Source organism: Streptomyces sp. NPDC046909, assembly GCF_040644695.1.
In the GTDB taxonomy this organism is placed as follows: domain Bacteria; phylum Actinomycetota; class Actinomycetes; order Streptomycetales; family Streptomycetaceae; genus Streptomyces.
Genome location: NZ_JBEYXC010000024.1, coordinates 130902 through 145572, shown reverse-complemented (window position 1 = coordinate 145572; position 14671 = coordinate 130902). Strand labels below are relative to the sequence as shown.

The following is a 14671-nucleotide window of genomic DNA, read 5'->3' as shown; positions in this document are numbered from 1 at the left end:
TTTCTCGCCCCCGCCGCCCCTACCCGTCCCATCCTTCTGGGGCTCCGCCCCAGACCCCGCTCCTCAAACGCCGGAGGGGCTGGGTTTTTCAGCCCGTCCGGCGTTTGAGGAAGAGGCCCCTTCAGGGCCGAAGCAGGGGTCTGGGGGCGGCAGCCCCCAGGGACGGGACGGGTAGGGGCGGCGGGGGCGAGATCCGCAAGGCCCGCACCCGCACGGGCCCCTCTAGAATCACCGGGTGAACGCCCCCGCAGCCCCGGCCGAGACCCTCCGCGCCACCCTCTCGACCCTCCTCGACGGCCTCCCCCCGAAGCAGGCCGCCCAGGCGGTGGACCGCCTCATCGCCAACTACCGGGGCACCACCCCCACCGACGCCCCCATCCTCCGGGACCGCGCCGACGTCGCCGCATACGCCGCCTACCGGATGCCGGCCACCTTCGAAGCCGTACGCGCCGCGCTGGAGGCGTTCGCGGAGGCCGTACCCGACTGGACCCCCGGCAGCCACACCGACATCGGCGGTGGCACGGGCGCGGCGACCTGGGCCGTCACCGCCACCTGGTCCGGCACCCGCCCCGTCACCGTCCTCGACTGGGCCGAGCCCGCCCTCGCCCTCGGCAGGGAGATCGCCGAGGCCAACCCGGCGCTCCGCGAAGCGAGTTGGCGGCGCTCCAGGATCGGCACCGCGCTCATCCTGGACCCCACCGACCTGGTCACCGTCTCGTACGTCCTCAACGAACTCACCCCCGCCGACCGCACGGCACTCGTGGACGCCGCCGCGACCGCCGCCCGGGCCGTGGTGATCGTCGAGGCCGGCACCCCCGCCGGCTACGCCCGTGTCATCGAGGCCCGCGACCGCCTGATCGCCGCCGGCTTCAGCGTCGCCGCCCCCTGCCCGCACAGCGCGGCCTGTCCGATCGTCCCCGGCGAGGACTGGTGCCACTTCTCGGCGAGGGTCAGCCGCTCCTCCCTCCACCGCAAGGTGAAGGGCGGCTCCCTGCCCTACGAGGACGAGAAGTTCAGCTACGTCGCCGCGACCCGCGCCCCGGTCTCCCCGGCCCCGAACCGCATCGTCCGGCGCCCCCAGATCCGCAAGGGCCAGGTCCTCCTGGACCTGTGCGAGACGGAGGAACGGCTGTCCCGCACCACGGTCACCAAACGCCACGGCGACCTGTACAAGGCGGCCCGCGACGCGGACTGGGGCGACCCCTGGCCGCCGCGCTGACGAGACGCCCCGTCTCACCGCCCTGCTACCGTCGCCCCATGGTCAAGCAGTCCGCCCCCGACACCGCCCGCCGCAGCGAGAAGTCCCGCCGCGCGATCTACGACGCTGCCCTCGCCCTCGTCGGTGAGGTCGGTTACCCCAAGACCACGATCGAGGGCATCGCGGCCCGCGCGGGCGTCGGCAAGCAGACGATCTACCGCTGGTGGTCGTCGAAGGCGGACGTCCTCCTTGAGGCGTTCCTCGACCTGAGCGGACAGGCGGGGGAGGGGCGGGAGCAGTACGTCATCCCCGACACCGGAGACCTGGCCGCGGACCTCAAGGGCGTACTGCGCGCCACCGTGGACGAACTGCGCGACCCTCGCTTCGAGACCCCCTCCCGAGCCCTGGCCGCCGAGGGCCTCGTCAACGAGGAGCTCGGCCGCGAGTTCGTCGCCAAGCTCCTCGAACCCTCGCTCCAGCTGTACGTGCAGCGCCTGCGTTCAGCCCAGGACGCCGGTGCCGTACGCCCGGACATCGACCCGCGCATCGCCCTGGAACTCTTCGTCTCACCGCTCGCCCAGCGCTGGCTCCAGCACACCGGCCCGATCTCGTACGCGTACACGGACACCCTCGTCGACTACGCCCTCTACGGCCTGGCACCCCGCTGAGGCACCCGCGCCAGCCGCCCCGGCGCATCCGTGACCACCCCGTCGCAGCCCAGCGCCAGCACCCGGTCCCGCTGCCGCGGCCGTACCACGGTGTGCGCCCAGACCCGGCGGACGCCCGAGCGCACCGCCCGGAGCAGGTCCGCGTCGCGTGCCTTGTGGTCGACGTCCAGGACGTCCACGAAGGACCGCCAGCGCTCGGGGCGGTCGGTGCGCAGCTGCCGGGCCGAGCGCCACAGGCCGCTCACCAGCCCGGCCCGGTGGACCCGCCGGGCCACCTCGGGGTCGTTGGAGTGCACGATCACCGAGCGGGTCAGACCGCGGGACCGGATCAGGGCCGCCAGCCGCCCCAGGCTCCGCGGATCCTTCGCCTCCAGCATCAGCACGACCCGCCCGCCCAGCCGGTCCAGCACCTCGGCGACCGTCGGCGGCCGCTCCGACCGCCAGCTGCCCGGCAGGGAGGCCTTCGGCCGCAGCCGTACGCCCCGCCAGTCCCGCAGGGTCAGTCCGCGCACCTCGCCGCCCGAGTACGTCGTGCGGTTGAGCAGCGGATCGTGCAGGACGACGAGCGTGCCGTCGCGCAGCATGCGGGTGTCGAAGTCGAGCACCTGCGCCGTACCGCGCCGGTGGGCCGCCATCAGGCCCGACATGCTGTTCTCGGGGACCTCGCGGGCGCCGCCGCGATGGGCGACGTATGTCACACGGGGCAGTGAGTCGACCGTCAGGGGGCCGGGTCCCCATTCCAGCGGGATCGTGGGTCCCATCAGCGAGACCAGGGAAGTCGCCGAAACCAGGCCCGTCAGCGCGATCCTCGTGACCATGACGACCACGGTAGGCGCCGGGAGGGCAAATCCCGCCAAAGCGGGCGATGACACCCGATCCCCGAACCCGGTACGCCCTGTCCCACGTACCCCGGTTGTCGGCTCCGGCCCCCCGGAGCGCAGGATGGTGGGACCATAGGGCATGCTGTCGGGACCACGGCAAGGTGAGGGGATAGATGAGCGCGGAGGTAGGCGGCCTGACCGGCCTGCAGGGCAGACTCACCCAGTGGCTGCGGGGACGCCGCCCGAAGGAGGCCGCCGACGACGGCGGCCGTGAGGCCCTGCTGCTGGCCGCCGCCGGGGCGGGACTGCCCCTCGCGCCCGCCGCGCATCCGGCCCCCGGCTACCGCTGTTCCTGCGACCGCATCGGCTGTCCGACCCCCGCCCGGCACCCCGTCTCCTTCGCCTGGCAGACCCAGTCCACCACCGACCGCGGCCAGATCGAGCGCTGGGCCCGGCATCAGCCGCAGGCCAACTTCATCACCGCGACCGGCATGACGCACGACGTCCTGGACCTGCCCCTGGAAGCCGGCCGCGAGGCCCTGGAGCGGCTGCTCGCCTCCGGCATCGAGGTCGGCCCGGTCGCCGAGAGCGACGACGGCCGCCTCATGTTCTTCACCCTCACCCGCGGCACCCCCGAGGACGAGGACGAGTGGTGGCCGTGCGAGCTGGACTGCCACCCCGAGACGATGGACGAGCACCCGGGCCTGCGCTGGCACTGCCGCGGCTCCTACGTCCTCGTACCGCCCGCCCGGCTCCCCGGTGACGGCCAGTCCGTGCACTGGGTACGCGGCCCCGAGCACCCGCTGCCCGACCCGCTGAGCCTCCTGGAGATCCTCACCGACGCCGGCGCCCGCTGGGCCGGCGAGGAGCCCGACCACGTCGCCGCGGCCTGGCCCCTGCGCGGCTGAACGCGCCGTAGGTCACTCGCCCTTCGCGGACGTCAGCCCCTGGATCCGTCCCAGTACCGACACCTGCCCGCCGTCGGCGCCCTTCGCCGGGTCCAGGGCGACCTCGTTGGAGACGAACTCCATCGTCAGCGACTGCTTGACCTCGCCGGTCGTCAGGGCGTCGACGGCCGCGTTCTGGTCGGGGAGCGAGGTGCCCGCGTACGCGGTCTGCTTCACGTAGTGGCGGGTGGTGAAGAACACCAGCGCGCCGCCGTCCTTCGTGCGCAGCGCCAGCGGGGCGTAATCGCCGTCGGTCACCGGCTCGTCGATGTACTGCGTGGCCCGCCCCGGCTGCTTGGCGTCCTTCACGCGCTGGGTGCGCCATCCGCTGGTGTGCGTGCCGTCGGCGAAGGCCTTCCCCTCGCCCTTCTCCAGGTAGGTCGCGTAGTCGGGGCTCAAGTCCCGCGGGGCGACGGCGAGTTCGGCGGAGTTCGCGGGGACCGCCTCGGCCCAGCCGTCCTGGTCCGTGCTGAACTCCGGTACGTCGTCGGGCGCGACGAGCGTCAGGAACGCCACCTGGAACGGGTCGTCGAGGCTGCTGCGGGTGAACACGAACAGCCAGCGCGCCGCGCCGCCCTTGTTGGCTCCGGCGTCGGCGAGGAACCAGCGCGGCCAGCCGGCCTTCTTGGGGATCGTGTACGTGACGTCGGACAGCTTCAGCGGCGAGTGGTTCGCGTTGCCCGCCGGGCTGGTCACCTTGCCGGCCTTCAGCCGCGCCGAGTCGATGTCGGCGAGCGGCCCGGTGACGTAGTCCGCGTCCAGTGAACTGTCGTACGCCTTGTCGGCGTTGTTGTACGCGGTCGTGAACTGCTCAAGAGCCTTCGCGGCTTCGGCCTTGGTGGTCGCGGGGAGCACCTCGCGCTCCCCGTGGACCACCACGCACCCGCTCGCCGTCAGCGACAAAGCGGTCAACGAGGCCGCTATCCGCACCCTCCGGTCAAGCCTGCGGAGCCTTCGAGGGCTGCGATCCCTGCTCATCGGATGCCTTCACCTTCCCCTTCCCGGAGGCGAACCCTACCGGGGCGAGGAACAGGGCGAGCGTCGGGATCAGGTACAGCAGCCACACCGTGACCTGGAGGACCGTCGGGTCCGGCTGGAAGTTGAAGACGCCCTTCAGCAGGGTGCCGTACCAGCTGTCCGGCGGGATGGCGCCGGAGATGTCGAAGGCCTTGTTTGTCAGCCCCGGCAGCCAGTCGGCCTCCTGGAGGTCGTGGAAGCCGTACGCCAGCACACCCGCCGCCACGACGACCAGCATTCCGCCGGTCCACGTGAAGAACTTGGCGAGGTTGATCCGCAGCGCGCCCCGGTAGAACAGCCAGCCGAGCACGATCGCCGTCGCGATGCCCAGCGCCACCCCGATCAGGGGGCGCGGGGTGCCGTCCCCGGCCGCGTGCACGGACGCCCACACGAACAGGGACGTCTCCAGGCCCTCCCGGCCGACCGCGAGGAACGCGGTGGCGACCAGTGCCCCCGTGCCCATTTGCAGGGCCGCGTCCAGCTTGCCGTGCAGTTCGGTCTTGAGATGCCGGGCGGTGCGCCGCATCCAGAAGACCATCCACGTCACCAGGACGACGGCGAGGACCGACAGGGAGCCGCCGAGCGCCTCCTGCGCCTTGAACGTCAGCTCCTGGGAGCCGAATTCGAGCGCGCAGCCGAAGCCGAGCGCGAGGGCGACGGCGACCCCGATGCCGATCCAGATGGGCCTGAGCGCGTCCCTGCGGTCCGTCTTCACCAGATAGGCGATGAGGATGCAGACGACGAGAGAGGCTTCGAGGCCCTCGCGCAGACCGATCAGATAGTTGCTGAACACGGCTTACGCCTCCTTGCCGAACAGTGTGCTGCCCCACCAGTCGTCCTTGTCACGGACGCCTGGCGGGACGGCGAACACCGCCGAACCCACGTGCTGGATGTACTCGTTGAGCGCGTCCGTCGCCAGATTGCGCTGGATCCGGACGAAGCCGTTCTGGACGTCCCGCTGGTAGGCCAGGAAGAACAGGCCCGCCTCCAGCCGGCCCAGTCCGTCGGTGCCGTCGGTGAAGGAGTAGCCGCGGCGCAGGATCGTCGACCCGTGGTTGGACTCGGGGTGGGCGAGCCGGACGTGCGCGTCGGGCTTCATCGCCTTCAGGAACGGCTCGTCGCGCTCCTTGGCCTTGCCGACCGGGGCGCCCTCGCCCTTGTCACGGCCGAAGATGTCCTCCTGCTCCTGCAAGGAGGTGCGGTCCCAGGTCTCGATGTGCATACGGATCCGCCGGGCCACGAGATACGACCCGCCGACCAGCCACTCGGGCCCGTCCTTCTCGTCTACCCACACGAACTTCTTCAGCCGGTCCGTCTCGGTCCCCGCGATGTTGCGGGTGCCGTCCTTGAACCCCATGAGGTTGCGCGGAGTCTGCGCCTCGGGGGTGGTGGAGGAGGTCTTCCCGAAGCCGAGCTGCGACCAGCGGATGACGACCTTGCCGAACCCGATCCGGGCCAGGTTGCGGATGGCGTGCACGGCGACCTGCGGATCATCGGCACAGGCCTGGACGCACAGATCGCCGTCGCTGCGGGTCTTGTCGAGGGCGTCCCCGGCGAACTTGGGCAGCTCGAAGAGCCCGTCGGGCCGCTGGTCGGCCAGCCCGAACTTGTCGAACAGGGACGGCCCGAACCCGATGGTGAGGGTCAGCCGGGAGGGCTTGAGCCCGAGGGCCTCACCGGTGTCGTCCGGCGGAGCCTCGGCGAGCCCGCCGTACGCCCCTTCCCCGACGGCCTGCCCACCGGTCATCCGCCGCGCCGCCGCCGTCCAGTCCTTGAGCATCTGCACGAACTCGGCGCGGTCCTCGGTCTTCACGTCGAACGCGGCGAAGTGCAGCCGGTCCTGCACGGGAGTGGCGATACCGGCCTGGTGGGCGCCATGGAACGCGACGGCGGCCCCGGCCTCGGCGGCCGCCGGATCGACGTCGTTGCCGGTACGGGTCATCGCCACCGCCCCGCCGGCCGCGGCGGCGCCGAGCGCGAGCCCGGCACCGCCCCAGCCGATGAGGGAACGGCGGGAAGGGGAAGGTGAGTTGTCGGCCATGTCGGACACCCCCTGCTTCACTTCGCGACGACGGCGGCGGCGAGCTTGGACAGCGGCTCCGCGAGCGCGTTCACCGCGTCGGACAGCTCCTTCTGCTGGGCCTTGGTGACCTTGTCGTACGAGACGAAGTCGTACGACGCCTTGTCGGTCCGGTACTTGTCGAGCAGCGTGTTCAACGCGGCGAACTGCTTGTCGAGTTCGGTGACCAGGGCGGCGTCGTTCTCCTTGGCCACGGACTTGAGCAGCTCGTACGACTTCTCCGCGCCCTCGACATTGGCCTTGAAGTCGACGAGGTCGGTGTGCGAGTAGCGCTCCTCCTCGCCGGTGACCTTGCCGGTGGCGACCTCGTCGAGGAGTTCCTTGGCGCCGTTGGCCATGGAGGTGGGGGTGATCTCGGCCTTGCCGACGCGCTTCTGCCAGTCGGTGAGGTCGGTGATCAGCTGGTCGGCGAGCTCGGAGTCGCGGGCGGTGAGCTTCTTGTCCTTCCAGAGGGACTTCTCCAGGCGGTGCCAGCCGGTCCAGTCGGTGGCGGGGTCCTGCCCGGCCTCCAGACCGTCCTCGCGCACGTCGACCTTCGGGTCGATGTCACCGAAGGACTCGGCGACGGGCTCGGTGCGCTCCCAGCCGATGCGGGAGGGCGCGTAGGCGGCCTTGGCGGCCTCGATGTCCCCGTCCTTGACGGCCTTGGCGAAGGCCGTGGCGAGCGGCAGCGTGGCGTCGGCCTGCTCCTGCGCGTAGGTGCGGTACGCGGCGACGGCCTTGTCGAGGCGGGGGTCGCGCTTGGCGGCGCTGCCGCCGGTGGCCTTGACGTCCTGGCGGATGCCGTCGCCCTTCATGCCGGGCTTGCAGGCGATCGTGTAGTCGCCGGCCTTCACCTCGGCGGTGACGGTCTGCTTGGTGCCGGGGCCGATGTTCTCGCGCTCGGAGACGACCCGGTCGTCCGGGAAGAGGATGTAGACCTCGGTGACCTTGGAGCCCTTGTTCTCGATGGCGAGCTCGACGTGCCCGGCCGGGAACTCCTTCTTCGACACCTCGCACTTGCTGTCGGTGGCGGTCACGTTGATCACCCGGTCGTCGCTCTCCGAGCCTTTCTCGGTGCACCCGGTGAGAGCGGTCAGGGCCGCCACGGTGGCGGTGGCGGTGACGGCGGACAGTCGGACGGCTCGCATGCGGGGCTCCCGGGGTGGCCGAAAAGGCGCGTGACAGGACTCACACCGTTTGGTGAGGCTCGCCTAACTTATCTGAGGCTTACCTGCGTGATACCCCTCTGTTCGGTGATTCACCTCTCATAGACGGTGTAAGAGCACGAGCCGATCACGGTGACTCAAAACGGACCCCAAGTGATGGTCAAAGGAGATTCAAAGGTTCCGCTTCGGGTTTACGAGCAACGCCCCGGTCCGCGGATGCGGAAACACCTCAACGGCCTGCTCATACACCTCCGACAGCAGCGTCTGATCGAGGACTTCCTCCGGCGCCCCGTCCGCGACCACCCGCCCGGCGCGCAGAATCGCGACCCGGTGCGCGTACGCCGCCGCGAGCCCCAGATCGTGCAGCACGACGACAACGGCGTCCCCGGCCCGGGCCCGCTCCCGGCACACGCCGAGCACCAGCTCCTGATGCCTGAGGTCGAGCGCGGCGGTCGGTTCGTCGAGCAGCAGCAGGGGCGCGCGCTGGGCAAGCACCCGGGCGAGCGCGACGCGGGCGCGTTCCCCTCCACTGAGCGCGGAGAAGGACCGCGGCGCGAACCCGGTCACCTCTGTCTGCCGCATGGCTTCCTCGACGGCGAGGTCATCGTCCTCGGGCGCGGCGACGGCCCACGGCGCCCGTCCCATCCGTACGACCTCCTCGACCGTGAACGGAAAGGAGAGAGAGGCGGACTGGGGGAGAACGGCCCGGCGGAGGGCGAGCTCGGGCGCGGACCACTCCGTGGCGGGCCGCCCGTGAATACGTACGACGCCGGCGGCGACCGGGATGTCAGCGGCGAGGGCGCCGAGGAGGGTGGACTTCCCGGCGCCGTTGGGCCCTACGAGGGCGAGCACTTCACCGGCGCGGACGGTGACGGAGACACCGCTGAGGACTTCGCGGGGGCCGAGCCGGACGTGGAGGTCTTCGGCGGTGGCGAGGATGTCTCCGGGTTCGGCGGGGGCCGGGGGAGTGGGGCGGTTGCGGAGGAGTCTCATCGCGGGGTTCCTTTGGGATCGGGGCGGTCGATGGGCGGGCGTGTCGGCGGGGTGCCGGGGTCGGCGCTCGGCGGGGGTGGGTCGCGCGGCCCGGCGCTTACGGGGCGCCGCCTGCGCCCACCCGTGCCGCCCTAAGCGGCACGAATGCCCGCAGTCTGGGCGGGACGGGGGCGGGAGCCTGTGTGGCGCGGGGGTCGCGGCGGGCCTGCACGAGACGGGGGCGGGGCTTGTGTGGCGCGGGGGGCGGCGGGCGTGTGCGGCGCGATAGTCAGGGGCTTGTGTGGCGCGGAGGGCGGCGGGCCTGTGCGGCGCGATAGTCAGGGCCTGCGTGGCGCGGAGGGCGGCGGGCCTGTGAGGCGCGATAGTCAGGGCTTGTGTGGCGCGGGGCTTGGTGGCTTGTGTGGCTTGGTGGGCCGTGCGTGGAAGCGGGCGGTCAGGCCGACTCCCTTAGGGGCGCGGGGAACTGCGCGACGAGCCCCCACTCACCCGCACCCGCCACACGACCCCTACGCCCATCCCCCCTGCCGCCGTCGAGTCCTTCGCAGCAGCCAGAAGAAGAACGGGCTCCCCAGCAGAGCTGTCAGTACCCCCAGTGGCAGCTCCGCCGGGGCGGCGACCGTCCGTGCGGTCAGGTCCGCCGCGAGCAGCACCAGGGCTCCCAGCAACGCACTGCCCGGCACAAGGAACCGATGCCCCGGGCCGGCCGCCATCCGCAGGAGGTGCGGAACCACCAGGCCCACGAAGCTGATGATCCCCGACACGCTCACCGCGGCGGCCGTCAGGAGTGCGATCACCAGGACCAGGACGATCCGCAGCCGCTCCACGTCCACCCCGAGGTGCCGAGCCGGCCGTTCGCCCAGCGACAGCAGGTCCAACCGCCGCGCGTACAAGGGAGCCACCGCCAGCCCGAGCACCGCGCACGGCAGGACGGCCAGCACCTTCGGCCACGTGGCCTGCGCCAAGGAGCCCAACTGCCAGAAGGTGATCTGGTTGACGGCGGCCGTGTCCGCGAAGAAGAGGAACAGCCCGATCGCCGCCCCCGCGAACGCGTTCACCGCGATCCCCGTGAGGATGAGCGTCACGACCTCCGTACGCCCCCCGGACCGGGACATCGCGTACACCAGCAGCACCGTCCCCAGCCCCGCGACGAACGCGAACGCCGAAACCGTCCACGTACCAAGGAAGTTGAGCCCGAAGGCGATCGCGGCGACGGCCCCCACCGCCGCCCCGGACGACACGCCGATTACCCCCGGCTCGGCCAGCGGGTTTCCGAACACCCCCTGCATCAGCGCCCCCGCACACCCCAACGACGCCCCGACCAGCAGCGCGAGCACGATCCGGGGGAACCGCACGTTCCACAGCACGGACTCGGCGACCCGGTCCAACTCGCCGCCACCGAGCCCGAGTCGGTGCTGCACGGACCCGAGCACCTCCCCGACCGGAATCGGATACGCCCCCACCCCCGCCGCGACCGGCACCAGCACCAGCAGCCCGACGACCAGCCCGACGGTCAGCAGCCACGCCGTGGACCGCCGTCTCCGGGGCGGGGATTCGGCCGTACCGCCCGCCTCCGTCCGAGCCGCCGCCTTCTCCAGCACCGTCACGCCGCACCGCCGTCCTTCTCGTACAGCTGCTCCACGACCGACTTGAGCACCTGGTCGGTACGCGGCCCGTAGTTGAGGAGAACCCCGTCCTCGACCGAGACGACCCGGCGGTCCATCCCGGCCGGGGTCTGGGCGACTCCGGGAATCTTGACCAGCCCGTCGATACCGCCGACGGACTCAAGTCCCTTGGTCATGACGAGAATCGCGTCCGGCGCGGCCTTCACGAGCGCCTCACTGGTGATCGCGGTGAAGTCCTTCGTCAGCCCCGACGCGGCTCCGGCATCGACCGCCCCGGCCGCCTCGATCAGAGACGTGGCCCCGGAACCCTTGCCGCCGATCAGGTACACGGACGCGGACCCGCGGAGGTAGAGGAAGGCGACGCGAGGCTTCTTCTTCGTCTGCGGATCCGTCTTCGGATCCGTCTTCGGAACCTGCTTCCGCACCGCGGCGATCCGCCGCTCGGACCGTTCGGTCAGCTCCCGGCCCGCCTTCGCCACGCCCAGCGCGTCCGCCACCGCCCCGATCCGCGTACCGACGTCGTCGAGCCCGTCCGCCGGATCCACCACGAGCACCGGAACCCCCGCCGCCCGGATCTGGTCCATGGCCTCCTCGGGCCCGGTCGTCGTCTCGGCGAGCACCAGGTCCGGCTTGAGCGACAGCACGCTCTCCGCGGAGACGTCATGGCCCCGGGTGACGACCGGCAACTTCGCCGCCTGCGCGAACGTGGTCGTGATGTCCCGCGCGACGACCCGCTCCCCGAGCCCGAGCGTGAAGACGATCTCGCTGAGGCTCCCGGAGAGCGGCACGATCCGCTCGGCCCGCTCGACGGTCACCTTCTCGCCGTCGGCGGAGTCGACGGTGACGGGCAGCTGAGGGGTGGGGGTGCCGGCGAGGGGCTCGACACGGTTGGAGTCCGTGGCGTCCGTGGCCTTCGTGGAGTCCGTGCCCTTCGGCGCGGGCGTCGCCGCCGTGCCACCCCCGCAGGCCGTCGCCGTCGTGAGGGCGAGCACCGTCAGCAGTGCACCCGCCAGTCGTGTGCGCAAGCGTCGCACTGGTCCGTCCGCTCCTTAGGTCAGGCGGCAGGAAACCTGTCGCTCCTGCCCCAGGAGAGCTTAGGTTAGCCTTACCTTCGCTCGCTACCGGCAGTCGTATCCGGAGGACTCTCCATGCCCGCACGCCTTCGTGCCCTGGTCACCGCGGTCTGTGCGGTCGTCCTGGGGTCCGTCCTCGGGGTCGCGCTCCCGGCGACCGCCGCGCACGCCGCGAGCCGTACCGTGCAGGGCGGCCGGCTCGACTGGGGCATCAAGTCCTCGTTCCAGAGCTATGTCACCGGGCCCATCGCCAAGGGGAGTTACTCCCTGACCGGCGGCGCGGCGACCGTCGGCGGCGGAGCGTTCCGCTTCCACTCGGCGACCGGCTCCTACGACGGCGACACCGGCGCCTTCACCGCCGCCTTCTCCGGCGGGGTCCACTTCGTCGGCCACAAGACCGACGCCGGGACCTACCAGCTCGACCTCACCCTCAGCCGCCCCACCGTCCGCGTCTCGGGCTCCTCCGGGACCCTCTACGTGGACGTCACCAGCAAGGCGAAGGACACCGGGACGGTCACGACGTCCCGCCAGGTGCCCTTCGCCTCCCTCTCCCTGGGCGGGATCGACATGAGGGGCGGCGGAACCGCGGTCGTCCTCAACAACCTCCCGGCCACGCTCACTTCACAGGGCGCCGAGTCCTTCGCGGGCTACTACACCGCCGGGACCGCCCTCGACCCCGTGAGCCTGTCGGCGGACGTACAGGCGGCTAAGGCGTCCCCGGCACCCACCGCCACCAAGTCGAAGTCCCCCGAGAAGAAGGAGACTTCGGGTAGCGGCATCAAGGACGGCGCCGTCGACTGGGGCGTCCGCCGTACCTTCCGCGAGTACGTCACCGGCGACATCGCCCAGGGCAAGTGGACCCTGACCTCCGGCGCCCAGGACGGCGGAGCCCTCTTCCGCTTCCCGGACGGCGAAGGCACCTTCAAGAGCGGCGACTTGACGGCGTCCTTCAAGGGCGCGGTGCGCTTCACCGGCGCCCACGGCCTCGATCTGGAGCTGAGCGCCGTACGAGCCGCCGTCGAGCACGAGAACGGCGAGGGCACGCTCTACGCCGATGTCGCGACCGCCGACTTCACCGGAAAGAAGGTCCCCCTGGTCACCTTCACCGCGAAGAACCTCAAGGCGAAGAACGGCCTCGCCCGAATCACCGAAGCCCCCGCGAAACTCACCGCCGAGGGCGCCAAGGCCTTCGCCGGCATGTACCAGGCGGGCACCGAGATGGACCCGGTGTCCCTCGCCGTCGCCCTCACCGACGACGCGCGACTCCCCGCCCTCCCCGACCTGGGCAGCACCCCCACACCGACCGGAACCCAGGCCGCCACCACCCCGGCGTCCCCGGCGGCCTCGACCGAGCCGGTCGCGGCCGACGCCGCCACGGACGACGGCTTCCCCGCCCTCCCGATCGGCCTCGCGGCCGGGGCGCTTCTGCTGGCGGCCGCAGTGTTCGCGGTGCTGCGCAGGCGCGGGACGCGGACGGCCGAGGCGCCCGCCGCGACCCCGGAAGAGCACTGAACTCCCTCACCCCGTCCGCCTGTTGACACCCGTCCAGGCCGGACCACCCACCACCCAAGGAGACCCCAGCCATGCCCACCACGCCCACCAAGCCCGTCAGATCCCGCCGCCGTCCCCTCGCCCTCGCCGCGGCCGTCGCCACCGCCGCCACCGTCGGCGCCACCGCGCTCGCCATGGCCGGCGCGACCAGCGCGGCGGCGGCCGAAGTCCCGCTCAGCGGCTACGAGTTGACCTGGGGCATCAAGCAGTCGTACCGCACGTACGTCACCGGCTTCGCGGCGGGCACCTTCACCGCGACGGACGGCGCCTCGCAGGCCACGGGCAACGGCGCGTTCACCTTCACCGAGGGCACCGGCACCTACGACTCCACCGCCCACACCCTCGCCCTCGGCTTCAAGGGCGCCCTGAAGATCGAGTCGAAGCTGCACGGCTTCGAAATCTCCCTGTCCGACGTGAAGTTCGACAGCGCGGCGGCGGAGATCACCGCGGACGTGACGAAGTCCGGTACGACCACGCAGGACGTCCCGCTCGCCGACGTCACCGTCACCCGCGCCATGACGGACATGGCGACCACGCTGACGAAGGAGGCCGCCGACGTCTTCGGCAGCGCCAGCTACGAGGGCGCGGCGGGCGACCCGCTGACGGTGGTCCAGAAGACGCAGTCGCAGTCCCCGAGCCCGTCGGCCTCCGCGTCGACGTCCTCGACCCCCTCCCCGTCCGCCTCAGCTTCCACCTCTGCCTCCGCCTCCGCCTCGGCGAGCGCGACCCCCTCGGCATCGGCCTCCCCCACGCAGAGCGCCTCGCCCTCCGCCACCACCGAGGCCCCGGCCGCGGGCGACATAGCCGACGGCACCCTCGGCTGGGGCGTGAAGGAGTCCTTCCGTACGTACGTCGTGGACGGCGTCGCCAAGGGCGAGATCACGACGTCGGGCGGCGCGACCCAGGCCTCGGACAACGGGATCTTCACCTTCGTCAAGGCGACGGGCGCGTACGACACGGACGCCGACACCCTCTCCGCCGCCTTCGAGGGCGCGGTCACCTTCAAGGGCCACGAGGAGAACGGCGAGTACGGCCTCGACCTGACCCTCTCCGACCTCAAGGCGACCCTCGACGAGGGGACGGGCGAACTCACCGCCGATGTCACGAGTCTGGGCGAGAAGTCGGAGGACGTGGTCCTCGCCGACCTGAAGGCCTCGAAGTCCGACCTGACGGCCTCGGACGACGTCATCACGGTCGACGACATCGCGGCCACCCTCACCGAGGCCGGCGCGAAGGCCTTCGGCGGCTTCTACACCACCGGCACGGAACTGGACCCGGTCGACCTGGCCGTGGCCCTCACCGACGACGCGACCCTGCCGGGCGACGACGACTCGGACGAGGACGACACCACCAGCAGCCCGTCCGCTTCCACGACCGCCTCCGGCACGACGGGCGGCACCACGGGCTCCACGACCGGCGGCGTCACCGGCGGCCTCGCCGCCACCGGCTCCGACGTCCCCGTCGCCGCCCTGGGCACGGCCGCCGCGGTGACCGTCGCGGCGGGCGCCGGTGTCGTATTCGCGATGCGACGCCGTCGTACGGAGGCGTAGAAC

General features: G+C 71.7%; 13 protein-coding genes. 5 read left to right on the top strand and 8 right to left on the bottom strand.

The window, feature by feature from the left end; genetic code table 11:
• The first annotated feature begins 235 nt into the window (after positions 1-235).
• A complete protein-coding gene (locus tag ABZ928_RS48150) occupies positions 236-1219 on the top strand; it encodes a small ribosomal subunit Rsm22 family protein (protein WP_361534815.1) in 984 nt (327 codons plus the stop codon).
• 38 nt (positions 1220-1257) lie between these two features.
• Positions 1258-1866 (top strand): TetR/AcrR family transcriptional regulator, encoded by a 609-nt coding sequence (locus ABZ928_RS48145; protein ID WP_361534812.1) that lies wholly within the window; start codon positions 1258-1260, stop codon positions 1864-1866.
• On the opposite strand, the gene ABZ928_RS48140 is transcribed toward ABZ928_RS48145, so the two are convergent.
• Complete coding sequence (locus tag ABZ928_RS48140; protein ID WP_361534809.1) at positions 1845-2684, bottom strand: glycerophosphodiester phosphodiesterase family protein; 840 nt, start codon at positions 2682-2684, stop codon at positions 1845-1847. The two genes, ABZ928_RS48145 and ABZ928_RS48140, sit on opposite strands and share 22 nt — an antisense overlap.
• Before the next feature lie 176 nt (positions 2685-2860).
• Here ABZ928_RS48140 and ABZ928_RS48135 point away from each other — a divergent pair, with 176 nt between their 5' ends.
• Positions 2861-3595, top strand: a complete 735-nt coding sequence (locus ABZ928_RS48135) for a bifunctional DNA primase/polymerase (protein WP_361534806.1) — start codon at positions 2861-2863, stop codon at positions 3593-3595.
• Between the two features lie 12 nt (positions 3596-3607).
• On the opposite strand, the gene ABZ928_RS48130 is transcribed toward ABZ928_RS48135, so the two are convergent.
• The 7 genes from ABZ928_RS48130 to ABZ928_RS48100 all read right to left on the bottom strand — a co-directional run bounded on the left by ABZ928_RS48130 (position 3608) and on the right by ABZ928_RS48100 (position 11528).
• Positions 3608-4612, bottom strand: coding sequence for a hypothetical protein (locus ABZ928_RS48130; RefSeq protein WP_361534803.1), 1005 nt, complete (start codon positions 4610-4612; stop codon positions 3608-3610).
• Positions 4572-5444 carry an iron uptake transporter permease EfeU gene (gene efeU, locus ABZ928_RS48125; protein WP_361534800.1) on the bottom strand — a complete coding sequence of 291 codons (873 nt, stop codon included), beginning with the start codon at positions 5442-5444 and terminating at the stop codon, positions 4572-4574. Before efeU ends, ABZ928_RS48130 begins: the two co-directional genes overlap by 41 nt.
• A 3-nt stretch (positions 5445-5447) precedes the next feature.
• The gene (gene efeB, locus ABZ928_RS48120) at positions 5448-6692 is read right to left on the bottom strand and encodes an iron uptake transporter deferrochelatase/peroxidase subunit (protein ID WP_361534797.1); all 1245 of its coding nucleotides are present in this window, start codon (positions 6690-6692) and stop codon (positions 5448-5450) included.
• Between the two features lie 17 nt (positions 6693-6709).
• The gene (gene efeO, locus ABZ928_RS48115) at positions 6710-7861 is read right to left on the bottom strand and encodes an iron uptake system protein EfeO (protein ID WP_361534794.1); all 1152 of its coding nucleotides are present in this window, start codon (positions 7859-7861) and stop codon (positions 6710-6712) included.
• A 189-nt stretch (positions 7862-8050) separates the two neighbouring features.
• Entirely contained in the window at positions 8051-8872 is an 822-nt protein-coding gene (locus tag ABZ928_RS48110) for a heme ABC transporter ATP-binding protein (protein ID WP_361534791.1), read from the bottom strand.
• A 506-nt stretch (positions 8873-9378) separates the two neighbouring features.
• The gene (locus ABZ928_RS48105) at positions 9379-10470 is read right to left on the bottom strand and encodes an iron ABC transporter permease (protein ID WP_361534821.1); all 1092 of its coding nucleotides are present in this window, start codon (positions 10468-10470) and stop codon (positions 9379-9381) included.
• Between the two features lie 2 nt (positions 10471-10472).
• Positions 10473-11528 (bottom strand): ABC transporter substrate-binding protein, encoded by a 1056-nt coding sequence (locus ABZ928_RS48100; RefSeq protein WP_361534788.1) that lies wholly within the window; start codon positions 11526-11528, stop codon positions 10473-10475.
• Positions 11529-11642: 114 nt separating this feature from the next.
• Between ABZ928_RS48100 and ABZ928_RS48095 the strand changes: the two genes are divergently transcribed.
• Complete coding sequence (locus ABZ928_RS48095; protein WP_361534785.1) at positions 11643-13079, top strand: HtaA domain-containing protein; 1437 nt, start codon at positions 11643-11645, stop codon at positions 13077-13079.
• Between the two features lie 71 nt (positions 13080-13150).
• Entirely contained in the window at positions 13151-14668 is a 1518-nt protein-coding gene (locus ABZ928_RS48090) for an HtaA domain-containing protein (protein ID WP_361534782.1), read from the top strand.
• The last annotated feature ends 3 nt before the right edge of the window (positions 14669-14671 follow it).